This window comes from Zhongshania aliphaticivorans, assembly GCF_902705855.1.
Taxonomy (GTDB): domain Bacteria; phylum Pseudomonadota; class Gammaproteobacteria; order Pseudomonadales; family Spongiibacteraceae; genus Spongiibacter; species Spongiibacter aliphaticivorans_B.
In genome coordinates, this window is sequence record NZ_CACSIJ010000012.1 from 524,129 (window position 1) to 546,959 (window position 22,831).

A 22,831-nucleotide genomic window follows, 5' to 3' on the forward strand; every position below is an offset into this window, starting at 1 on the left:
CCAACCATTCCCCGCAAAACACCTCAGCAGCTGAAGCGCTTCACCTGATTTAAACCCTTCTAAATCTTTAATCTCAAATCTGCATCGTAACCAACGACTGGAGACTTGAGGTGTTTAATCATGTAACTGACAAATTGCGTATTTGGCCTTGGCTGTTTTTGGCTTTGGTTTTTACCTGCATTATTGCCTTTGTTGCGCCATACCAAATAGGCGTGCTGGTGTGGTCTCTGACTAAGCTGTCGCTAGGTGCTTACCTCGGGTATTGGATTGATAGATCGGTATTCCATTACTGCCGCCCGCACGCATTAATTACCAGCACGCTAACGACGTCGCAGGTACATGCCTTAGCGGCGGCAATGATTCGCCGCGCAATTATTATTGCTGCTTCAATCTTGGCGCTGGGGCTTGGCGTATGACGTGGTCGCGGGTTTTTAATATCACGTTTGCCGCGCTAATTATATTAGCTTTATTTTTATGTCTGTCTGCCTATGCGCAAATACCTGAGCGCGCCGATCATTACCGACGAGATCTTACCCGCATCAGCCAGCAAGAGATGGGGCTTGCGGCGCCTGTCGCATTATTTGCGGCGCAAATTCATCAAGAAAGTTCTTGGCGTTCTGATGCTAAAAGTCCTTACGCAGTAGGCTTGTCTCAGTTCACGCCGGCGACAGCAAAGTGGATAGCAGAAATTTATCCCGATCTCGGCACGGCCGCACCGTATTCCCCCGGCTGGGCAATGCGGGCGATGCTGCGTTATGACCGCCACATTCGTGAGCGTGTGAAGCCGTGGCACGCGAGGGATATTCCCCAATGTGACAAATGGGCTTTTACGCTTAGTGGCTACAACGGTGGCCCCGGCTGGATTAGCCGCGACCGGCGACAAGCTGAGAGCGCCGGTCATTGTTCTGACGTTTGGTTTGGTTCGGTGGAGAAGTACTCCACCCGATCTGCCTCTGCATTTAAAGAAAACCGTCACTACGTTAATCGTATTTTAAACAACCTTGAACCGCGCTATATCGCCGCTGGTTGGCCTGCCGGTGCTAAGGGGGCCACATGCTTCGCATTGTAGGTGCCGTTCTGGGTAACAGCACCGCTGTTGCGATATTGCTTGCTATTGGCGCAGTGCTTTATCACGGCTGGCGCACTGGCAGTCTGCAAGATTTGTTACAAGCCAAAGACCAAAAAGTCGGCTCATTAATCGCCGAGCGGGATCACTGGCGCGATGCCGCATTGGCGTATCAAAGCCGAGCCGATAAGCAAGAGTCATTGCGTGAAGCTGCAAACGAATCTGTTCGTAACCTGCAAAAAGTATTAGCAGAGCGCGAGCGTAGCTACACCCTTCAACAACAAACTATCTCTGATTCGCCGCCACGTGACGACGGCCCCGTTGCGCCGGTATTGCGCAATGCCATAGAGGGCTTGCCGTAATGCGTAGCGTTTTAATTGTGATGTCAATGCTGATCCTTGCCGGCTGCGCTGGTATTACGGCCCAATCGGTTCCACCTGCGCCGATTCTTTGCCAAGTGCCAGCTGGCTTATTAAACATTGAAGACTCACCCGCAATACCGCAAAACGAATACAGCCAACAAGACGTGGCGATGTATATCAGCAAGTTGCATCAGTGGGCGTGGCGTGGCTGGCTCAGGGTCGATGCCGTAGATAAATGGGTGATAGAAAACTGTGGACGAAAGTGATTACGAACGCGCTGCAAAATTAGCGCAAGGCGAAATTGATACAGCGCTGGCAAAGCACAAACAGCAAATGGCGTCACGCGGTAGCGGTGCCTCTGAATGCGAAGAGTGTGGTTTTGAGATACCGCCCGCCAGACGCAAAGCAGTAAACGCAGACCTGTGCATTGAGTGCCAGTCATTAAAAGAACAAAAGGAGCGGCACTGGGCATGAACAATATTAATTGGGATGCAGCGCGATTTGGGTTCGATCTTGCGCAACTCATTTTTATGGCCGGCGTTGCTGTATATGTTTGGTGGACTAATCGGTCTAGGGCGACCAAGAAATCTATCGAAGAAGTCGATGACAATATCGAGAAGATAGAAGCCGATTTTCTGAAGACAACAAATGCCTTGGAGCGTCGAGTGGATTCATTAGAAAAGGATTTATCGCACCTGCCTGGGCACGACGAAATGTCCGCAGTACATGAAAAAGTGAACGCTGTGGCGAATACCATGAGCGCGGTGCAGGGCGAATTAAGCGGCATTAACCGCACCCTTGGCTTAATTAATGAATTCCTTTTAATGAAGGGGAACGATAGAAAATGAACTATCAAAAGCACATACAAGAAGATCGTCGCCTTGTGATTTTGCGCTTACTGGCCGAGGCCCAAGGCTACGATCTGAACAGCTCAATATTAAAAACGGCCTTGGCGGACTTTGGTCACCATCCGGGTCGCGATCTAATTCACACCGAGTTAGCTTGGTTAGAAGAGCAAGGTTTAGTTAAAACGCATCAGATGGCCAGTGTGCTTGTTGCCAAGCTAACCGGCCGTGGCGCAGATGTAGCGACAGGCAATGCGCAAGTGCCGGGTGTTAAGCGCCCTGGGCCGAGTGATTGATATGGCAGACCGTCGCACGCGGGGCCGCCCGTCTAAAGTTGAAAAGTTACCTGACAACATTAAGCAGGCGCTGGATAAGTTGCTGCGAGATGGCAGTCGTACCCAGCAGGAAATTTTAGACCATATCAATAAGCTGCTGCCGGAAGACGATCAGCTTAGCCGCAGTGGTCTTAACCGCTATAGCACCCGCATGGAATCAGTGGGTGCAAAGCTGCGCGAGACTCGCGAAATAGCCAACGCATGGATGGCGCGTTTTGGTGATGAGCCAACAAGCGACGTTATGCAGCTGGTAACTGAAATGATGCAAGGTGTGCTATTCAAAATATCACTTAAGGCTGCTGAAGCTGCAGACGATGAGTTGATTGATCCTGAAGAAATGAAAGACATCGCTTTGGCTATTCAGCGACTGTCTCGCGCCGCTGAAATGAATGCCAAACGTGAGCAGCAGATCCGCAAGGCCTTTGCAGACCAAGCCGCCACCGAGACGGAAAAGGTTGCTAAAGAAGCTGGCTTAAGTGCTGAAGCCGTTCAGACGATTAAGAACAAAATTCTAGGAATCGCGTAATGGATGAATTAAGCATTGCCCAAGCAATTGTCGATGGTTGTGGCGATATCGCTTTTGCAATAGTTGCTGCGGCTTTTATTAGAGGCTTGCTCAATAAATGACCGACATCGGCATTGGCAAAGTCCTTGGCGGTGGAACCGTCAACGACCCGAACTGGTATAAGGACTTCGACGCAAACGAAGTCCTTTTGCAATACCAACGCGACTGGGTTGCAGACGATTCTCAGCTCAAGATTGCCGAGAAGTCGCGCCGGACAGGTTTAACCTGGGCTGAAGCGGCCGACGCCACGTTGTGCGCCGGCGCATCGCGTGCGGCCGGTGGCTGTAATCACTTCTATGTTGGCTCTAACAAAGAAATGGCGCGGGAGTTTATAGACGCGGTTGCAATGTGGGCAAAGCTGTTTGATCAAGCGGCCGGCGAGATTGAAGAAGAAATCCTGATCGATGAAGACAAAGACATTCTTACCTTTGTCGTTAACTTTGCCAGTGGATTTAAAGTACAGGCGCTGAGTTCACGGCCGTCTAACCTGCGTGGTATGCAAGGTAATGTCACTATCGATGAGGCTGCGTTTCACGAGCAGCTAGCCGAAGTACTCAAGGCAGCGTTGGCACTGACTATGTGGGGCAGTAAAGTCCGCTTAATCAGCACGCATAACGGCGTCGACAATCTCTTCAATGAAATCATCAATGACAGCCGCGCCAAGAAAAAAGACTACAGCGTACACCGTATTACCTTAGACGATGCGTGCCGGCAGGGTTTGTATAAGCGGATCTGTCAGATCACCAAAAAGGTATGGTCTGCAGACGCTGAGGCTAAGTGGGTTGCTGGCTTGCTTAAAAACACCGCGAGCGCAGACGATGCCCAAGAAGAATATTACTGCGTGCCCAAGTCTGGCGGCGGTGCATATCTGTCACGCGCCTTGGTTGAGTCTCGCATGTTTGACGCGCCGGTGTTTCGCTATTCCGGTACCGCCGAGTTCAATGCATGGCCTGAGCATCTACGCCATGCTGAAATTGAAGATTGGTGTAACAAGCATTTACTGCCCATTTTAACCACGCTTAATCCGGTGTTACGCCACGCCTTTGGTGAAGACTTTGCCCGTAATGGCGACTTAACCATTATGGCTCCAATGGCGATTGAAGCCGATTTGATGCGCCGTGTGCCGTTTATTGTTGAGCTGCAAAACGTACCGTTCAAACAGCAAGAACAGATTTTGTATTTCATCTGCGATCGTCTGCCACGCTTATGCAAACTCAAACTAGATGCGCGGGGCAATGGCCAGTATCTCGCCGAGCAAGCCAAGTATAAATACGGTGCCGGTCGTACCGACGAAGTGATGCTCTCCCAATCATGGTACCTAGAGAATATGCCACGCTTTAAAGCGGGCTTTGAAGACGATGGTATCCGCATTCCTAAAGACGATGAGATCGCCAGCGATCTACGCGCCATTCAGGTCATCAAAGGTATCGCCAAAGTCCCCGAGGGAAACACCGGCACCAAAGACAAACAACGTCACGGCGATGCAGCGATCGCATTGGCCTTGGCCTATGCCGCCAGCTTTGAAGACGGTGGTGAAATCGACTGGACACCCGCCCCAAATAAACGCAGCCAATGGGAAGCGATAGACAATGACAGCGATATGCAAATATCAAAAGGAGGCGCGTGGTGATTAAAGTGAATCGCTCCAGCACAATCGTCGACCAATACGGCAGACCGTTTACCGTGCCGGATCTTAAAGAACAGCAAACCGAGCGCAGTGCGCTGGGGTTTTTGAATCAGACTTTTGCGGGGCATCCAAGCCGTGGTTTAACACCTTCTAAAGTCGCCCGCATTATGCAAGATGCCGAGCAAGGTAATCTTGTAGACCAGTGCGAACTGATGGAAGACATGGAAGAAAAAGACGGCCATATCTTTGCTGAAATGGGCAAACGCCGTCGCTCTTTGATTAATGTGCCGTGGAGCATTGTGCCGCCCAAAGGGGCTGACGCGAGAGCGACCCGCAATGCGGAATTTGTAGAAGACCTGTTTCAAAACATACCCGACATCGAATCAATCATTTTGGACATGGCAGATGCGATCGGCCACGGCTATTCAAACCTTGAATTGGAATGGGAGCTGGTTGAAGGGTATCTGGTACCCGTGCGTGTTGAGCACCGACCATCTAGCTGGTTTATGACGCCGCAAGAGAATCGCAACTCGCTTCGCCTTCGCAATGAGACCGGCATGGGCGAATCTTTACGGCCCTTTGGCTGGATCTCTCACGTACACAAAGCCAAGCCCGGCTACGTGACCAGAGCGGGCTTGGTGCGCGTGCTGGCGTGGCCGTACTTATTTAAAAATTACAGCGTGCGGGATCTGGCAGAGTTCTTGGAAATTTACGGGCTGCCAATGCGGCTGGGGAAATACCCTAGCGGTGCTGGCGAGCAAGAAAAATGGACGCTCATGCAAGCGGTGGTCGGCATTGGCCACAATGCTGCAGGCATTATTCCAGACGGCATGGACATTGAATTTACTGAAGCGGCCAAGGGAGCCAGCGGCCCCTTTGAATCGATGATTGCTTTTTGTGAACGCACTCAAAGTAAGGCGATCATAGGTCAAACGCTCACCAGTCAGGCCGATGGCAAAAGCAGCACCAACGCTTTGGGTAATGTCCACAACGAAGTGCGCATGGATATTCGCGACGGCGACCTAAAGCAAATTGCCGCCACCATTACCCGCGACCTGCTGTACCCCATTGCGGCACTTAACTTGCCAGGCATAAACGGCATGCGCAATGCGCCGCGCTTTGTGTTTGACACCAGTGAACCAGAAGACATGGCGGCCTATGCTGACGCTTTGCCAAAACTGGTAAGCATTGGCGTTCAAGTTCCAGTTAGCTACGCACATGAGAAGCTGGGCATCCCCAAACCTGAAAACGGCGAGGCTGTATTGCGGCCAGTGGCTGACGGAATTAATCAGGCGACACTGGCAACGCGCTATCAATTCGCTGCGCTTAACGCCCGTTTACCGACCCCTCAAAACACATTAGATGAGGTGTTAAACCAGATACCGCCAGAGCAACAACAACTGCAGGCAGAACAAATGCTCGCGCCATTGATTGCACGTATTCAAGCCGGTGACAGTTACGAGGCCCTGCAGGATGACCTGAGTGACCTCTATCCAGACTTAGACGTGAGCGCGATAGAAGACACCCTGACGCGCTTGTTTTTTGTGGCGGAGACATGGGGGCGGTTGAATGCCTGATGAACTGGAGAAGCTCATGAACCGGAGCAAAGAGAAAATGAAGCAAGGCCACCAAGTGGCGTTTGATGCATTTCACACGGGCATTCAAGGATGCAAAAGCGACGACGAGCTTGCTGGCTTTGTGCAGATGATCTGCCTATTGGCAGCAAAGACTATCCACGGCATGGAGGGGCAGAAGTTTAAAAAGGACTTCTTGCGGGGGGCTATATCTGATGCTGAAAAGATCGTGCCGAAACGGGTGCAGTGATGAATCGTCCTGACCGTAGTGCTCATAAACCACAGGTGTCATCGGCCACTAATGAGTCGACGAAACCGAAAGATTGGCTGAGCTGGTTAATAAGCAGCGTGTATTTAATGCCGGGATTTATATTGCCGGCAATAGCTGAGACCTTGATCGAACTCTGTAGTCACACTGATTTCAATGCTTGGCAACAATTCGCTGCTGGCATTGGTGGCTTGTGTATATACGGCCTCACGTTTTGGTTTTGGCTGAATGCAATCAGCGGGTTAATAAGTAAGCACCACTCATAAAGATCAGGACGCTCTCAACGATTGAGGCAAGTTTACCTGCTGTTAATGGCGCTGTGTCCGAAGTCACTGAGGTGAGGTACAAACTAGCAATGGATAAGATAATGGCAAGTAAGCCGAGCAGTGAACCAAGGTTGTTGGCTCTAGAGGTGAAGTGGCGGCTGTTTGATGCAGTATTGTCAGTGCTCCTTTGTTTGGCTTCGCTCATTAGCTTGATCTTGGCCAGTTTGTACTCAGCAATATTTTTCGCTGCCATAGCTATTGCGGCAACAACAGCTAGCAATGTCATTAGAAAAGTGATGATTGGGTCCATGAGCAAAAAGTCTCTCGAAAAGTAAAAGGTCGAAATATACGCCATTTAGGGCAGTTGATGATTGGTTTAGTTAATTGAGGAGTGAGTCAGCATGACCAAAGATGAATTAGCAAATGGATTTAAAGAGTTGGCAAGTAATGATGTTGATGGAGCATTGGCATTAGCTACTGGGATTTTTGTTGGCTTGGTAGAAGCTTGTTTAGCTATGAATGGCGAAGATCCTAAAAGAGAGATCACAATTGAGTCTGGCCGCCAGCGGGATATAACCCTACACGAAGCTGAATAGACCATGCCTGAACCAGTAGACCTAGGCTACGCCTTCACCCTTGCCCCCGCTAAAGCCGTGGAGTACTTCCGTATGAAAGGCCATAAAATCTCGTGGAACTGGTACGACACCTTCCAAGAGGCTAACGCTAAAGCCTTCACCGTGGCCAAAGTGGCACGCTTAGATGTGCTGAAGGATATTCGCGGCGCGGTCGATGGCGCTATTGCCAATGGCACTACCTTTGCCGATTTCAAAAAAGACCTTGAACCTACCCTGCGCAATAAGGGTTGGTGGGGTAAGCAGGTTGTTGTCGATTCAAAAGGCGTGGCCGAGCAAGTTCAGCTTGGCAGCGTGCGCCGTTTAAAAACCATTTACGGCACTAACCTGCAAACCGCGTACATGGCAGGCCGCTGGCAAGGCATGGCAGAGAATGCGAGCGAGCGGCCGTACTGGCAGTACATAGCGATTGACGATACCGCCACCCGTGACAAACACCGCGCCATGAACAAGCGCGTGTTCCGCTGGGACGATCCGATCTGGCAAAGTATGTACCCGCCCAATGACTGGGGTTGCCGTTGCCGCGTGCGAGCACTTACTGAAAAGCAGGTTAAGCAAAAAGGCCTGACGGTTGAAACCTCTGACGGCAAACTGAGTGAGTCAAGGGAGCTAGTCAGCAAGCGCACCGGCGAAACGCAGCCCGTGACGGGTTACGACCTTGGTGGCGGCAACACGTTTAAGCCAGGTGCGGGCTGGAGTTATAACCCAGGCGCGGCGCATTGGCAGCCAGACTTAGATAACTACCCTTACGCAACCGCTAAACAATATATTGAAGGTGCGGTAAGCGGCCCGCCGTTCAAAGACTTTTATCGCCGTATTGAAGGGGTTGTGAACCGTGTGGCTACCGAGTTCCCAAGCCTAAAACAAGCCGAAATACTAAAAAACACACGCCCATATTTATCTAAAGAGTGGCTGCCGGTGGCGTCTGTTGATCCTGCCTTGCAAGCCGACATCGGCATAGCCACTAACCAAGTACTGTTAAGCGAAGACACCTTGGCCAAGCAGTTAATAAACCGTGCGGGCCAGCCGGTGAGCTTAAACAGCTACCAGCAAATTCAAAGCGCCATAAACAACGCGACAGACGTGGTGCGTAATGGTCAAAATTTGATTTTTTATCATTTGGCTGAAGAGCAGCGTTATCGATTGGTGCTTAAGGCTACTGAAAATAATGAGCTGTTTTTGGTTAGCTATCATCCAGTGCGGGAAGGTACGCGGGATAAAGATTTAAAAACCGGAGAGGTGCTGCGTGCTGAAAAATAGTGGGCTGCGCCTGATAGCCCGATGGGGTCTGTGCGCTAGGCTCGCATCACTAGCGTGGTTACACCGCCCTGCCAGGCACAGGGCACACCCGAAGGTGCGGCATTCGCAGCGAGATTATTTGCCACAGATCCTTATTGGGGAGTATAAGCCATGAGCACTGAAATCGCCATTAGCATTGTTGGGGATGATGTCGAAGCGGCATTGCGCCACTTGCTTGGTCAGATGGACGACATGACGCCCGCCATGCGAGCGATATCGGCAACGCTGGCCGACAGTATTGAAGAAAGCTTTGACCAAGAGGCTGACCCAGAGACCGGCGAAGTGTGGCAGCCGTTGTCTGCCGTGACGACTGCCCTGCGGATTAAGGCAGGAACGTGGCCGGGCAAGATGTTACAGATTAGCCAGGGCGGATTAGCCGCGAGCTTTGCGCCCAGTTGGTCTAACCGGCATGCGGTGGCATCAAGTAATAAGCCCTATGCCGCTATTCACCACTTTGGTGGTATGGCGGGTAAAAACCGCAAGGTAAAGATTCCGGCGCGACCATATGCCGGACTCACGGCCGATCACCGCGACAAGGTTGTGGATATCATCAAACGCCACCTATCGCTCTGAGAGCAACGATAGCAGAAACGATCTAGCCAAAATGGCCAAAATGGGCCGCGAATGGCAAACCACACCCCAGACCAGAACCCAGACCCTGTTTAAAAGGTGTTTAAATTTGCTTGTATTGAATTTTGTGGGTTGGCTGGCGGCAACGGTAGCGCATCGCTGGCTAATTTGGCACACAAGGCGATTGTGGCCGCAAGTTTGAAATTGCCAGTTTGACGCCGTTGGGCTACTCTGTGTTCGCCTTCAGCCACACCCTCCCCTCTGCTGAAGCGCTTCACCTTATTCGACCCCGATGACTCCGCAACAATGGGGTCATGAAAAAACACCGCCTCGCCATTGCCGTTTGCTCCACCGCCCTCCAGCTTTCGTTGGCGGTTTGCGCATCTACGGTCGAAATTAACGCCGGATCTGAAATCCAGCTTTTCCCTGCTGGGGAATTCCGTGCGCGTGACGGCCGCCCAGAAGGGATTGGCGCATGGCGCATAGATGCAAGCGTGGCACAGCAACTTATAGCGTTGGCTGATGCCCGCAATACGCCCTTCGTGATTGATTACAACCACCAGACTCTACACGCCGATAAAAGCGGTACGCCTGCACCCGCTGCGGGTTGGTTCACTGCGCTTGAATGGCGTGAAGGCGATGGCCTGTATGCCACTGATGTTAAGTGGACACCGAAAGCCGCCGAGTACGTTAAGAACAAAGAATACCGTTTTATTTCGCCGGTCTTTTATCACGACGCCAACGGCGATGTTTCTCAGCTGCTTATGGCGGCGATCACCAACTTCCCCGCGCTGGATGGCATGGACGAGATCCTTGCCGCTGCCAGCACGATTTTTACTCCCCAACAAAACGTTACCGGAGACGATACCGTCATGAACGAACTATTAAAGAAGCTGCTTGCAAAGCTTGGCTTAGCTGAAGACGCAACCGAAGAAGATGCAATGGGCGCTGTTAGCAACCTAATGAGTATGGCTGACAAGGCCACGGGTGCGGAGGCAAAAGTGGCCGCATTGACCACGCAGCTTGAGTCTGCCGGTAAACCAGACCCTGCTAAATACGTGTCGGTGTCGGTCGTTGAAGAGCTGAAAGGCCAAGTGGCTGCGCTGACCACTTCTATTAATACCGACAAGGTAACGGAAATGGTGGCTGCGGGTATTGCAGATAAGAAGCTGCTGCCCGCACAAAAAGAATGGGCGACAGATTTGGGTAATCACAATTTGGCAAGTCTGAGCACCTATCTAGAAAACGCCCAGCCGATTGCGGCGCTGTCTGGTACGCAAACCAACGGCGAAGACCGTGGCGATAAAAAAGACGCGCCATCAGATGAGTTGGCTGCTTGCTGTGCCCAGCTTGGACTAGACCCCGCGACCGTTATTTAAACGCGCCGTAATTACCCATTAAATTTTAGAGGATATTGATCATGGCTTTATCTGCTGATCGCAACACGCCCACAAAGCTGGGCACCTTGTTGGCTTTCCCTGTTGCCGCAAGTACCACGATTTATGCGGGCGCACTGGTCGCGGCGAATGCAAGCGGCTTTGTAGTGCCAGGCGCTGCAGCAACGACCTTGACCTACCTTGGCCGCGCTGAGGAATACGTGGACAACAGCGCCGGTGCCAATGGTGATGTAACGGTATTAGTGCGCCGTGGCCAGCCGTTTAAGTTTGCTAACAGTGGCACCGATCCGGTTGTGCAAGCAAGCCTAGGCAAGCCGTGCTACATCGAAGACGACGAGACCGTAGCCAAAACGGATGACGAGTCGTCGCTTTCTGTCGCAGGCATTGTTGTTGGCTTAGACGCGGATGGCGTCTGGGTCGAGTAAGCCTAAACACATTTTATAGCCTGGAGATTACCACTCATGATTATTAATAAAGCGACATTGGATGCGGTGTTCAAAAGCCTGAATACACTCTTCCACAATGCGTTTACTAAAGTAGAACCGCAGTGGCAAAAGATTGCCATGCTGGTTCCGTCTACCACTAAGACCAACGACTATAAGTGGTTGGGTAAGATTCCCAAGATGCGCAAGTGGATTGGGGAGAAGCAAGTTGACTCGCTATCTGCGCACGGCTACAGCATCACCAACGATGACTTTGAAGTCACTGTTGAAGTAGACCGCAACGACATCGACGACGACCAGCTTGGCATTTACAAGCCGCAAGCCGAAATGGCTGGCGAGTCTGCCGCGCAATTGCCCGATGAGATTGTGGCAGACCTAGTAAACGGTGCCTTCACCCTTACGTGCTTTGATGGTCAGTACTTTTGCGATACGGATCACCCAGTGGGCGAAGGTGTTGTGTCTAACAAAATCACCACGGCATTCAGTATCGCGACCTTGGCGGCTGCAAAGGCAAGTTACGGCGCAGCTCGAACTGCAATGCGCGGCTTTAAAGATGAGCATGGTCGCCCGCTAGGCATTCGCCCAAACGTATTAGTGGTTGGCCCTGCCTTAGAAGATGAAGCCCGCACACTGATGACGGCCGACCGCTTAGAAGACGGCAAGGTGAATATCTATAAAGGCACAGCTGAGGTTGTTGTGCTTGATCGGCTCGACTCAGCCACCGCGTGGTTTCTTCTTGATACCACCAAGCCTGTTAAACCCTTCATTTACCAGCAGCGCAAAGCGCCAGTATTTGTTAAGCAGACTGACCCTGAGTCTGACGACGTGTTCTCTCGCAAAACTTTCAAGTTTGGTGCAGAGGCGCGTGCGGCAGGTGGCTACGGATTCTGGCAGCTCTGCATGGGCAGCACCGGCGCCGGTTAATAACAACCTGGGAAGCTTGGCCGGGGATTTCTCCGGCTCTTTTTAAACCATTAATGAATCTAGGAATTTGACATGGTAGCTAAAAAGAAGCCCACCACGACAGCGGCATCAATATCAGCACCTGCAGCGGCTAAAGCAGCTGAAGAAGCTAAGTCCGTAGCTGTGGTTGGTGCGGCAAACATCGAGATTAATTCTTCGCTAGAAACAAAACCGGATAACGGTGAGCCAGGCGAACAAGTGGAAGTTATTTTTGTGCGCTCACGCCCTAAGCACTTCTACCGAGCCGGCTTTAAGTTCACTGAAAAAGGTCATGGCATTGTCATCGATACCTTAAGTGAAAGTCAGCTTTTAGCGATTATGACTGAGCCACAGTTACTTTGTGAGCGCGGCTTTATCGATGCGCAAGTAGTTGCTGGAGACGCTGAGTAATGTATTGCGCCCAGGCAGATTTGGAACGCCGCTACAGTGTGAATGAGCTGATACAGCTAACTGATCGCACGGGCGCGAACGCAGTTGATGCCAGCATTGTTGCCGAAGCCATTGCAGATGCTGATGCATTGATCGACAGCTACTTAGAAAAGCGCTACCGCGATCGCATGCCCTTTGCTCCGGTGCCTACAGTACTTGAGCGTGTCGCTTGTGTGATTGCTCGCTACAACCTGTACACCAACAACAAGCCCGACGAAGTGCAAAAGCCCTACGACGAAGTGCTTAAATTTTTAGAACACGTCGCGATGGGCAAAGTAAGTCTGGGTGCAGACAGCGAACAACCGCCGGCTACGGGTGGCTTACCACAGATGACGTCTGACGGCCGCACTTTTGGTCGGGCTAACAGCAAGGACTTTATCTGATGCTGAGTAGCGATGTGGAAGCGCGGCTGCGCAGCGAAGTGTCGGAATTAAAAGCGGTATACGGCGCGGCTGGGTTTGCAAATTTACGCCAAGGCAATGAGCTAAGAACGCCACCGCAAACGCCTGCAGCTTATGTCATTACCTTGCGCGAAGTGCCGCAAAAAGATCTTTATGACGTGGGCAACGGTGTGCTCCAGAACGTGGTTTATCACATTGCAGTAATTACCGTTGTTCGTGTTGCCAATAACAATCTTGGTGATGAGACCAACACGCAAATGGATTTGGTGCGCGAAGAGATTAAAGCCGCACTGTATGGCTGGACGCCAGCCGGATTTGAGCAGCAGTTTAAGCGCGGCCCGTCAGCGCTGTTTGATTTTGCGGGCGGTGCCCACTGGCACCAAGACGAATTCATTATTGACCGTTACGAGGAACCTACCAGTGACTAAACAAACAGAAAAATCACCTTCACCCGCCAAGGTTGAAACCGTAGCGGCACCCAAAAAGAAATTGCGTCCTTCGCCTGAGCAGCTGCAGCAAATTACCCAGGGCGGACGTTACGCATTTAATCCCGAGACGGGCGCGATGAGCCCTCTACGTCAGCACACCAAAGCCGCCGAGCCCGGTGCAAAAACAGGAGCTAAATAATCATGCCTATTTTATTGCGTGAACAAGAACAGGTCATTGCCTTAAAAGTAGAAAGTACTTACGGCACTGAAGCTGCACCGGCTGGCGCACAAGCTTTGCTAGTGCACGATATTACGGTGCGATCGCTTGAGGGTGATGTTGCCGAGCTAAACAATATGGTTGGTTTTTTAGGCCACCAAGGCAGTGCCCGCATCAACACGTATTGCAGTGTGGAATTCGGTATTTATCTAGCTGGCTCTGGCGAAGCCGGTGTCGCGCCTAATTACAACGCAGTATACGAAATTAGTTCGCATGCTGGTGTGGTGACTGCAGACACCTCAGTCGACTACACGATAGCTACTAGCGACCAAGACAGCGGTACGATTCATTACTTTGTTGGTGTACACAAGCATACGTTGCTGGGTGTGCGCGGCAAGATCACCAAAGCATTTAGCACCACCGGCCTGCCCGTGCTTAAGTTTAGTGGATTCGGTTTGTACGTGCCTCCGGCCAAAGTGCCTGGTGGGCTGACGGGTGTAGATTTTACTGGCGCACTAAAACCTCTCCCTTGGGTGAAGTCGACAGTGTCAGATTTTACTTTGCACGGCGTAAGCCTTAACGGTGCGAGCTTTGATTTTGATCAAGGCATGCCCGCTGAGTATTTGGCGCTGACGGGTCAAGAAGAGATTGTGCAGTCTTCTCGCAAGGGCACTATGAGCGTTAAGTTCCGCGAAGATGATGTGAGCGTTGACAACTGGTGGGAGATTGCCCGCGCCAACACCGTCGACGCGTTCAGTATGCAGCATGGTGTTGATGTGACCCACGAAGGTCGTATTTTTCAGTTTGCTGCGCCCGCCGTTGAAGTTGCGAATGTTGATCGCAGCTTTGAAAAAGGCATCGCTATGTTAACGCTGAGCTGCAATATCTTGGCTACCGCAAAAGGTAACGATTACACGTTTGCTTGGTTGTAAGCAGGTTTGATCAATATTTAAACCACGATTGCAGGTGTTTTACGACGCCTGTAATTGCACTTAAAAACAGGAAATATCATGACTCCCAAAAGCGGATTTTCAATCAAATTATTAAAAGACTACGAATGGCCCGTGGATGTGAAAATTCCATTTGTTAACGCAGATGGCGAAGGTGATTACGAAACGCATCGATTCATTGGCGTCTTTAAGCATTTAAAGATGGACGAAGTAAATGAAATGCTTGCTGGCCTGCAAGAAAAAATTAAGCAGGTAACCGCTGATGTTGAAGCGAATGAGGCCTCTGGTTTGCGCACAGCAGAAATTATTGCCAGTCATCAAGTCGATTTATACATGGGTATTTGGACGGGCTGGCGCGATGATTTAACCGGCGAAGATGACAAGCCTTTAGCGTACAGCGAAGAGGCCAAACGTCAGCTGCTTGGACAAAAGATGATTNGTGAAGCGGTGATGAAGGCCCATCAAGATAGCCAGGGAGGCGAAGCGGCACGCCTAAAAAACTCCATGACCTCGGCCGAGGCTGGGCAAGTGGGTGGCGAGAGTTAAATGGCAATGTGCGTATGGTCTCAAACACCGATCGCATACGTGAGCAGTACAAGCAGCTAGGTGCAACTGAGACCGACACTGCTTGGTTAGACCAGGAAGAAGTTATTGCCACGGAAGGCATTCAGGTACAAGCCGCAAATTGGCCAGCGTTTAGTTTGTTCCTCGCTTGCAGCCGGCAATGGGACAGCGCGATTAGCCCGCTTGGCGAAGTGGTACGAATGGGGTTGCGTTGGAGTGATGTTGAGACTCGCGCAAAACGTATGCCGGAATGCCGCGCACTAAACGAAGAAGAGACTGACCAGTTGTGGCGAGATATTACCGTTTTACAAAATCACGCCTTAGAAGCTTTTGCAGAGTTGAGAGATGAGCAGCAACGTTAAGTTCGGATTACAAGTTGAACTCAAAGGCGACCAGCTTGTTATTCGCGGCGTGGACGGAATGCGTTCGTCTGTCAGCAACCTGAAAGGCGAAGTCTCTCGCAGTAGCAAAACCAGTGCTGCTGCCGCGCAAACTAATCGCGAGTTGGCCTCGTCATACACTACGCTTGCGTCGCAAGCAAAAGTGGTTAGCGGTGTTCTGGCGGCGATGGGTGCTTATCAAATTGGCCGTAACGCTATTACAAGCATGGCTGATTTTGAATATACGATTGCCGGTGTTAAAGCAGTAACGGGTGAGGCTAGTGAAAAGCTAGAAGAAATGAAAGCCGTTGCCAAAGAACTGGGATCGACTACCAAATTTAGTGCGAGCCAATCAGCGGAAGGTATGCGCTTTTTCGCGATGGCGGGTTTTGAAGCAAATGAAATAATCTTAGCTATGCCAGCAGCCTTAAATCTTGCTGCAGCAGCGGGCTTGGAGTTGGGAGCTTCGGCTGACATAACAAGTAACATTATGTCGGCATTTAACATTGTGGCATCTCGAACTACTGAGGTTGCCGACGCGCTAGCTACCACCGCTGCGAGTGCCAATACCGATATATCGCAAATGGGCGAAGCCATGAAGTTTGTGGGCCCCGTTGCTGCTGCGCTTGATATATCGATGCAGGACTCTGCAGCTGCGATCGGCGCTTTGTCGAACGCCGGTATTCAGGGTGGCAGTGCCGGTACCGGCCTTCGCCGAGTGCTATCGTCGTTAGCGAATCCGACGAAAGAAGCGACTGGATTACTGACATCAATGGGCTTGTCTATTGATGGGCTTAATCCTAAGACGCATAGCATTACTGAAGTTGTTACCAAGCTTAAAAATGCCAATCTTAGTGCGGCTGATGCGCTGACAATTTTTGGTGATCGCGGTGGCCCGGCAATACTCGCGCTCACTGAGCAGATCCCGCAGCTTGAATCCCTTACCCAAAAAATTAACGACAGTGAAGGTGCCGCCAAGCGTATGGCTGATACTCTGTCTGACAATTTAACGGGAGATTGGCAAGAGTTTTTATCGTCTGTTGAGGGCGTGTTTCTAGCGATCGGCGATGCCGGTGCGTTAGATAATATGCGCGGCGGCGTTCAAGATGTAACTGGATTAGTCAGAAGCCTTGGCGAAAATCTTGAAACCGTCGGCGATATTACAACGTTTGTTGCCGGCGTGATTGGCGGCAAGTTAGTTGCTGCTTTAGTGTCTGCGGCCAGCGGGGCTACTGCCAAGTGGGCGGCTAATAATAAGCTATTAGCTTCTGAGGTGGCCCTGGCTAAATCTGCCCATCATCGTGCCGTACAAGATCAGCTCGCCGCCCAGCGCTCGCTTGCTGTTGCCAGTACGTTTAATCTTAGGGCCGCCGCAGGAACGCGATTGGCTGCGGCAAATATGCGTGTTGTTAGCACCCAAGCTGCAGTGAATGCAACGACTGCCGCTTATGCGGGGGCAGCAACGGCCGCTGGCATAGCCGCGCGCGGCTTGAATGGTGCTCTTGCTTTAGTCGGTGGGCCGATAGGTGTCGCAGTATTAGCAGCTACAGCAATGTACACCTATCGCGAAGAGCTGGGTCTTGTTGATACTACGGCCAAAGATGCTGAGCAAGCGATTAAGAAAGTTACTGCGGCAATTGAAGGTTCGGACAAAGCCGCGACTCAAGCGCGTATTAATTTACTGACAGCTCAACTAGCCGATTTTGAAATACAAGCCGCAGCGAGTGCAAACGAGTGGAACCAATTTGACCCTTCCATCGCGATGCTGGATGGTGTGAATATGGCTCAAGCTGGGGCAAGTGCATTTTCTAATGTTACGAAGTCTGCAGCAGGGGCAGCAGCGAAAGTTGTTGCGACTAAAGAGGAGCTGGACAGGCTGAGCGCGACATTGGCGGCGTTTAATGATCCCAAGCCTAAGAATGATCCTGAAGAAGCTGGATCATTAAAAGACCCTGTGGCGCAAATAGATAAAGCCACTGAAGCATTAATACAAAAAATAAAAATAGTTGCTCAGGAAAACACCCTGTTGGCATTGGGCTACGAACTAGAAGACGCGAAATTCATTGCAGGCTACGCCCATGCCGATACGCTTACTAAGGCGTTGATGCGCCAGCAGCGTGAGCAAAAAGGTATTCTCGATGGCTATCAATCAGAAGTTGACGTACTTGCCGATGTAGAAGCTGCACAAGAAAAAGCCTCTGAAAAAGCAATGGCACTTGCTAAGGCCAACGAAGGCGCAATGGATGCCTTTTTAAATGCGAGTATTGGCGACGGCTTAATTGAAGGATTCAATGACGCATCCAAAGCTCTAGCGACATTTGTTGATGGCTTTGGAGAGCTGATTAATGCCCAAGAACTATATAACAAGGCGCTGCAAGATCCTAAGGTCGATGAAAAGAAACGTGGCGAAGCTGCAATAAAATATCAGTCTGCTCAAGTTGGTTTGTACGGGGATATGACCGCATCGAGCAAACTGTTTTTTGATGAGGGTTCAGCCGGCTACAAAAACCTAGAAAAAGTAGAGCAATCCTTTAGAGCTGCCGAACTAGCATTTGCGGTTAGTAATCTTGGCGTTAAGTTGGGGCTGATTGAAGCCGAGACAGTTGCTCACGTTGCCGCAGACGGTGCTAAAGCTGCATCATCTGCTGTGGCGGCGGCTGTCTCGTCAATGGTTGGCCTACCATTTCCATATAACATCGTGGCGATGGGCGCGACAATTGCTGCTATTAGTGCGTTGGGAGTAAGTGTACTTGGTGGTGGATCTGGTGGCGGATTGTCTTCGTCGCAACAAGCTCAACAAAACCAGGGTGCTGGCCGTGTATTGGGCGACTCGTCAGCTAAGTCTGAAAGCGCGGCTAAGTCATTAGAGCTGATGGAGAGCTACCTCTCAGATGGCTTGCAAGTTAGCAATGGCATGTTACTTGAGTTGCGCACGCTTAATGCAAATATTTCTGGATTGGGCAATTTACTCGGCCGTAAATTGGATTTTGATGGCGGTTTAATTGGCGTGCAAACCGGCTCAGGTATGGGTTCGGCTGGCGATCTTGTCAGCGATTTTATGATTAATACTCTTGACCCCATCATGCCTGGCTTTGCAGAAAAATTTGATGACTTGATGGGGGGTGTTGCTGGCAGTATTGGTAGCGCAATTAGCTCCAAAAGCTCAAAGAAAGTTGATGAGGGTCTACAGATCCTTGGCGGCGATATTGCCGATATTATTGATGGCGGCATTGTTGACGCGCTTGCTTACGCTAAAATTCGCACCAAAAAAAGAAAGCTAGGTAGTGGTACAAAAACCAGCTACAGCACTATCACCGAGTCGTTGGGTGATGAAATCGCCGGCCAGTTCGGTCAAGTAATCGGGAGTATTTACGAATCTGTATTTTCTGCTGTTGATCTAATTGGCGTAGGCAGTACAGCGGACTTAGATAATTTTGCGGGACTTAGTGTTTCGACCAAAGGCTTGTCAGCAGAAGACGCTCAAAAAGAAATTGAGTCGGTGCTGAGCGCGTTTGCAGATGACGTCGCGCTAACTGTTATACCGTCATTAATTAATTTTCAAAATGTGGGTGAAGGATTATTTGAAACACTTTCTCGCGTTGCCACTCAAGTCGCGATATTCCGTGACACCAGCAATGCGCTAGGCATCTCATTTACGCATTTATCTGATGAGGCTTTACTTTCGGTAGCAGACCGTCTTGCAGTAGCGGCGGGCGGTATTGAAAAGTACGCCGAAAACATGAGCGACTTTACTGACTTGGTTTTAACTGAGTCTGAGAAATTCACTCAAGCCCAAGGTTATATCGCGTCAATGTTTGATCGGTTAGGTTTATCTGTGCCGCCAACAACTGATGCCCTTAAGCATTTAGTAATAGCATTGGATACTACAACGCTGGCGGGTGAAGAGGCATTTACAGCAATTACAGGAGCCTCAAACCTACTTGATGATTATTACTCAAAACTCGAAGACTACACCAAATCCGCGTACGACTTTGACAATGCATTGGGCTTGAACGACGGCCGCAAAGAGTTGCGCGATGCGCTAGCAGACGTTGGGCATAACCTTGATGTTGTAGAGACGGCCGCGCTGGGTGGAGTGTCTGCACTTGCTAAATTATTTAGCGGTCTAAGTGACGTTGAAAAGGCAGGCCTTGAACCTTTTACTGATGCGATTTTATCTCTTGTTCCCGCATTTAAATCAGCGTCTGAAATTGCGAATGAGCGCCTAAGTTTAGAGAACCAATTACTGCAGTTGCAGGGTAATACTGCCGAGCTACGACGTCGTGAGCGCGATCAACTCGACGCAAGCAATCGTTCACTGTACGACTACGTTAATGCAGTTAGAGACCAGCAAGCTGCGAATGCTGAGTTAGCGCGTTCATTCGAGCAACTTAAAAGTGTTTCGCAAAGCATACAAGAATACTTAAGTAGTTTAGCGACAAGCGATTATAGCGGCTCGCCGTTGCAGCAAGCCAACTCTGCTGTACAGCAATTTCGCGACCTTGCGCAATCAGCGCTGGCCGGTGATGTTGAAGCTGCTCAGCAGCTTACAACCGCCGCAAGCAGTGCGTTAAGTTTGAGCGAGACGGCGTATGCAAGTGGCGCACAGTTTCAGTCGATCTTTGCTGAGATTAAAGCCACGCTCAGTAGTGTCGCTAATAGTATTGATGTTGAAACTTACCAGCAAGCTCAGCTGCGCTTATTGCAAGAGCAGATTGATGCTATCGATAGCCTTGGTGGTAGTTTGCTTGTTGAGCTGACTGCCACCGCGACGTCTGAAATTGAAAAGCTGATTACATTCGTTACTGATACTGACGATTTTCCTGAAGATTTAAGAGAGCTTGCACTCACCGCGGCAAGTACTTTAATGAAAACCGTTAACTATTTGTCGGGTGATGTCCTGCCTAGTGAGCTACAGTCCTTAGCTCTTGCAGAAAGCAATTCAATTACCAAAACTGTGAACGCATTGCTCGCCAGCGGCTATAGTCAGCAGGCGCTCGATTTGGCATTCGTAAACGGCAAAACAATATCTGTTGCGGTGTTATCACTTAAAGCCTCTGGTTATGTGCAGGAAGCTGCAAACCTCGCATTTGCTGCGAGTTCAACGATTCAGAAAGCAATTCAAGCTACCGGTGGCGTACTTACTGCTGATCAGCAAGCTATTCTCAATACACTTAATGGTTCTACTACTGTAGATGTAGATGCAGACGTATTACTGCGCACTGATGCCACAATGGGTGATTTGCTTAATGCAATTAAGTCAAGCGGCAATCAGTCCAGCTTAAGTCTAGCCGGTATTGCTGATTCGCTTATATCTATTCACAACCGCTTATATGAGTTCAAAGTGGGTGGTGTCCTTACAGTCACGTCGTTAAATCAAACGGGCACAAGTTTCGCGAGGTTCGCAGCCGGTGGTTACGTAAGTGGCCCGGGTACGGGTACAAGCGATAGCATCAACGCAGCTCTATCGAACGGAGAGTATGTGATAAATGCTGCGGCAGTAAAAAGTGTCGGCGTTGGGTTTTTGGATTCTATCAACTCGGGTGCGGGGCCAATAGCGTTGCAGCGCACTCCGTTTAGCACCGCAGTTAACATGTCTCCTGTTGTTAGTGCAATTAACACTCATCGGCTTGAAACCCAACATCAAACCAAAATTCAAGCAGCTGCACAGCGACAGTCGATAGAGCAACTTAAAAAGCTAAACGATCGTGTTAATCAACTTGAAAACGAGCTTAAGCTACTCAGGTTGGTGAATGCATGAAGGTCTGGGTAGTAGATATCGCCGCGCTTGATGCGAGTGATGAATTGATTACATTGCGGTTTGCCAGCGGCGATTACACGCAAGTTGACGCTGGCCCCTTACATCATTTTTATGACCCTAAATTAACGCAACCTGCATTATTTCAAGTGCTTGCTAATACCGGTGTGTTGTTACCTGGTGGTGGTCGTACCAGCATTGGTCAAGTTGAACTGCTGAACACTGACGGTGAATTAAACGCACTTGCAGACTACGCAGTAGATGGACGATTAATGACATTGCGCAGAGTCGAGAATGGTACTGCTACAACAGTGTTAACAGCGACTGTCGAGCGCATGACGTTTGCAGGAAACCGAGTGATTTTCTCATTACGTGATCCACTCGCAGCGCTAGACCAAGCGATCGAGAGCAATGTGTACGCTGGTACTAATATCTTACCAGACGGCACTGAGGGCACCGTGGCTGACATTGGCGGGACAAGAAAGCCACTGGTTTTCGGCAGCGTTGTTAATGCAACGCCGATACTCGTGAATACATCGAAGCTAGTATATCAAGTGCACGACGGGTCTGATGTGAGCGTGACTGCTGTGCGGGATCGTGGTGTTACATTAACACATCAAGGATCTGCATCGAGCTTGTCCAATTTACTAGCAGTGGCTCCTGATCCTGGAAAGTACCGAGATTACCAAGGCTATTTTTGTCTAGGTACCGCTGGGAAGGCAGTAACGTGTGACGCAGCGCGGGACAACATGGGCGCGGGCGATGTGTTTGACGAGATTGTCTCGGATGCAGGTTTTGTCGTTGACAGTAGTGATATCGCAGCACTAAATGCAATTGGTGACGTGGGTATTTATGTGACAGATGAAATGTCACGTAGGTTAGTTCTTGAAACTGTCGCGCATGGCTGCGGGTGTTATTACGCGTTAAACGAAGACGGAGTAATACGTGTCGTTGCGCTGGCCGCGCCCACGACGGCAGACATCACTATTGAGACGTGGCAGATTGCGAGCCTAGACCGAATCGCAACTGGCTCTGGCGAAAATGGCTTACCAATTACTAAAGTAACTCTCCGCGCAGATCGCGTAGCCACAGTGCAAAACGATCTTGCTGAAGCGGCCGTTAATCCTGCTCGCTACACCACCGAATACCGCAACGCTGTAGCGGAAGATACTGCAGTTCGCACCCGTCACCCATTAGCTGGCGAGCTGATAATAGATAGCCCGCTGCGAAGTGTTGGCGCAGCACAGGGTGTTGTCGATACTCTGCTGCCATTATTAAAAGTAAGGCGTGACCGCACCGAGTGCGGAGTAAAGCCACGCCGCGCTACAGATGAAATTCAATCTGAGGACTTTGACATAAGCGCATTATTTTTGGGGGCAAATGTGCGGCTTAACACCGAACGGCTAGGTTATCCACGCACATTTGTTTTGCTCGGCTGGCGACTTGACGCAATTCAAGATCGCGTTTACTTGATGCTGTGGGGTTAATAATT

Annotated in this window: 26 protein-coding genes; 25 read left to right on the forward strand and 1 reads right to left on the reverse strand. The window is 50.4% G+C overall.

All coding sequences use genetic code 11. The annotated features are described in order from the left end of the window. The first annotated feature begins 110 nt into the window (after positions 1-110). The 11 genes from GVJ32_RS09475 to GVJ32_RS09525 all read left to right on the forward strand — a co-directional run bounded on the left by GVJ32_RS09475 (position 111) and on the right by GVJ32_RS09525 (position 6,624). Entirely contained in the window at positions 111-416 is a 306-nt protein-coding gene (locus GVJ32_RS09475) for a putative holin (protein ID WP_159239796.1), read from the forward strand. Next, entirely contained in the window at positions 413-1,069 is a 657-nt protein-coding gene (locus GVJ32_RS09480) for a transglycosylase SLT domain-containing protein (protein WP_159239797.1), read from the forward strand. Before GVJ32_RS09475 ends, GVJ32_RS09480 begins: the two co-directional genes overlap by 4 nt. After that, entirely contained in the window at positions 1,054-1,428 is a 375-nt protein-coding gene (locus GVJ32_RS09485; protein ID WP_159239798.1) for a hypothetical protein, read from the forward strand. Before GVJ32_RS09480 ends, GVJ32_RS09485 begins: the two co-directional genes overlap by 16 nt. Continuing rightward, the gene (locus GVJ32_RS09490; RefSeq protein WP_159239799.1) at positions 1,428-1,694 is read left to right on the forward strand and encodes a hypothetical protein; all 267 of its coding nucleotides are present in this window, start codon (positions 1,428-1,430) and stop codon (positions 1,692-1,694) included. Before GVJ32_RS09485 ends, GVJ32_RS09490 begins: the two co-directional genes overlap by 1 nt. Further along, on the forward strand, positions 1,681-1,902 hold the full coding sequence (locus GVJ32_RS18220) for a TraR/DksA C4-type zinc finger protein (RefSeq protein ID WP_200841384.1): 222 nt from the start codon (positions 1,681-1,683) through the stop codon (positions 1,900-1,902). The genes GVJ32_RS09490 and GVJ32_RS18220 overlap by 14 nt, the downstream gene beginning before the upstream one ends. Continuing rightward, positions 1,899-2,276: a DUF2730 family protein gene (locus GVJ32_RS09500; protein WP_159239800.1), complete on the forward strand. Its 378-nt coding sequence runs from the start codon at positions 1,899-1,901 to the stop codon at positions 2,274-2,276. The genes GVJ32_RS18220 and GVJ32_RS09500 overlap by 4 nt, the downstream gene beginning before the upstream one ends. Further along, the gene (locus GVJ32_RS09505; RefSeq protein ID WP_159239801.1) at positions 2,273-2,569 is read left to right on the forward strand and encodes a VpaChn25_0724 family phage protein; all 297 of its coding nucleotides are present in this window, start codon (positions 2,273-2,275) and stop codon (positions 2,567-2,569) included. The genes GVJ32_RS09500 and GVJ32_RS09505 overlap by 4 nt, the downstream gene beginning before the upstream one ends. Before the next feature lies 1 nt (position 2,570). Beyond that, positions 2,571-3,134, forward strand: coding sequence for a DUF3486 family protein (locus tag GVJ32_RS09510; protein WP_159239802.1), 564 nt, complete (start codon positions 2,571-2,573; stop codon positions 3,132-3,134). Positions 3,135-3,231: 97 nt separating this feature from the next. Beyond that, positions 3,232-4,803, forward strand: a complete 1,572-nt coding sequence (locus tag GVJ32_RS09515) for a terminase large subunit domain-containing protein (protein WP_159239803.1) — start codon at positions 3,232-3,234, stop codon at positions 4,801-4,803. Further along, positions 4,800-6,377, forward strand: coding sequence for a DUF935 domain-containing protein (locus GVJ32_RS09520; protein ID WP_200841385.1), 1,578 nt, complete (start codon positions 4,800-4,802; stop codon positions 6,375-6,377). The genes GVJ32_RS09515 and GVJ32_RS09520 overlap by 4 nt, the downstream gene beginning before the upstream one ends. Beyond that, complete coding sequence (locus tag GVJ32_RS09525; RefSeq protein ID WP_159239804.1) at positions 6,370-6,624, forward strand: hypothetical protein; 255 nt, start codon at positions 6,370-6,372, stop codon at positions 6,622-6,624. The genes GVJ32_RS09520 and GVJ32_RS09525 overlap by 8 nt, the downstream gene beginning before the upstream one ends. Before the next feature lie 252 nt (positions 6,625-6,876). Here the strand turns inward: GVJ32_RS09525 and GVJ32_RS09530 are convergent, their stop codons facing one another. Further along, on the reverse strand, positions 6,877-7,218 hold the full coding sequence (locus tag GVJ32_RS09530; protein WP_159239805.1) for a hypothetical protein: 342 nt from the start codon (positions 7,216-7,218) through the stop codon (positions 6,877-6,879). 91 nt (positions 7,219-7,309) lie between these two features. On the opposite strand from GVJ32_RS09530, the gene GVJ32_RS09535 reads away from it, so the two are divergent. From GVJ32_RS09535 to GVJ32_RS09605, 14 genes are all read left to right on the forward strand, one after another. After that, entirely contained in the window at positions 7,310-7,504 is a 195-nt protein-coding gene (locus tag GVJ32_RS09535) for a hypothetical protein (RefSeq protein ID WP_159239806.1), read from the forward strand. Positions 7,505-7,507: 3 nt separating this feature from the next. Next, positions 7,508-8,800, forward strand: a complete 1,293-nt coding sequence (locus GVJ32_RS09540) for a phage head morphogenesis protein (RefSeq protein WP_159239807.1) — start codon at positions 7,508-7,510, stop codon at positions 8,798-8,800. Between the two features lie 150 nt (positions 8,801-8,950). Continuing rightward, complete coding sequence (locus GVJ32_RS09545; protein WP_159239808.1) at positions 8,951-9,412, forward strand: phage virion morphogenesis protein; 462 nt, start codon at positions 8,951-8,953, stop codon at positions 9,410-9,412. Between the two features lie 311 nt (positions 9,413-9,723). After that, on the forward strand, positions 9,724-10,788 hold the full coding sequence (locus GVJ32_RS09550; protein WP_159239809.1) for a phage protease: 1,065 nt from the start codon (positions 9,724-9,726) through the stop codon (positions 10,786-10,788). Positions 10,789-10,829: 41 nt separating this feature from the next. Then, the gene (locus GVJ32_RS09555; protein WP_159239810.1) at positions 10,830-11,231 is read left to right on the forward strand and encodes a hypothetical protein; all 402 of its coding nucleotides are present in this window, start codon (positions 10,830-10,832) and stop codon (positions 11,229-11,231) included. A gap of 36 nt (positions 11,232-11,267) precedes the next feature. Beyond that, positions 11,268-12,173, forward strand: a complete 906-nt coding sequence (locus tag GVJ32_RS09560) for a Mu-like prophage major head subunit gpT family protein (RefSeq protein WP_159239811.1) — start codon at positions 11,268-11,270, stop codon at positions 12,171-12,173. Between the two features lie 72 nt (positions 12,174-12,245). After that, a complete protein-coding gene (locus GVJ32_RS09565) occupies positions 12,246-12,602 on the forward strand; it encodes a hypothetical protein (protein WP_159239812.1) in 357 nt (118 codons plus the stop codon). Beyond that, on the forward strand, positions 12,602-13,024 hold the full coding sequence (locus GVJ32_RS09570; protein WP_159239813.1) for a gp436 family protein: 423 nt from the start codon (positions 12,602-12,604) through the stop codon (positions 13,022-13,024). Before GVJ32_RS09565 ends, GVJ32_RS09570 begins: the two co-directional genes overlap by 1 nt. Next, entirely contained in the window at positions 13,024-13,470 is a 447-nt protein-coding gene (locus GVJ32_RS09575) for a phage tail terminator protein (RefSeq protein WP_159239814.1), read from the forward strand. Before GVJ32_RS09570 ends, GVJ32_RS09575 begins: the two co-directional genes overlap by 1 nt. Then, positions 13,463-13,669, forward strand: a complete 207-nt coding sequence (locus tag GVJ32_RS09580) for a hypothetical protein (protein WP_159239815.1) — start codon at positions 13,463-13,465, stop codon at positions 13,667-13,669. Before GVJ32_RS09575 ends, GVJ32_RS09580 begins: the two co-directional genes overlap by 8 nt. A 2-nt stretch (positions 13,670-13,671) precedes the next feature. After that, entirely contained in the window at positions 13,672-14,619 is a 948-nt protein-coding gene (locus GVJ32_RS09585; protein ID WP_159239816.1) for a phage tail tube protein, read from the forward strand. Positions 14,620-15,197: 578 nt separating this feature from the next. Continuing rightward, complete coding sequence (locus GVJ32_RS09595; protein ID WP_159239818.1) at positions 15,198-15,563, forward strand: DUF1799 domain-containing protein; 366 nt, start codon at positions 15,198-15,200, stop codon at positions 15,561-15,563. After that, a complete protein-coding gene (locus tag GVJ32_RS09600; RefSeq protein WP_159239819.1) occupies positions 15,547-21,342 on the forward strand; it encodes a phage tail tape measure protein in 5,796 nt (1,931 codons plus the stop codon). Before GVJ32_RS09595 ends, GVJ32_RS09600 begins: the two co-directional genes overlap by 17 nt. Beyond that, positions 21,339-22,826, forward strand: coding sequence for a hypothetical protein (locus GVJ32_RS09605; protein WP_159239820.1), 1,488 nt, complete (start codon positions 21,339-21,341; stop codon positions 22,824-22,826). Before GVJ32_RS09600 ends, GVJ32_RS09605 begins: the two co-directional genes overlap by 4 nt. Positions 22,827-22,831: the final 5 nt, after the last annotated feature.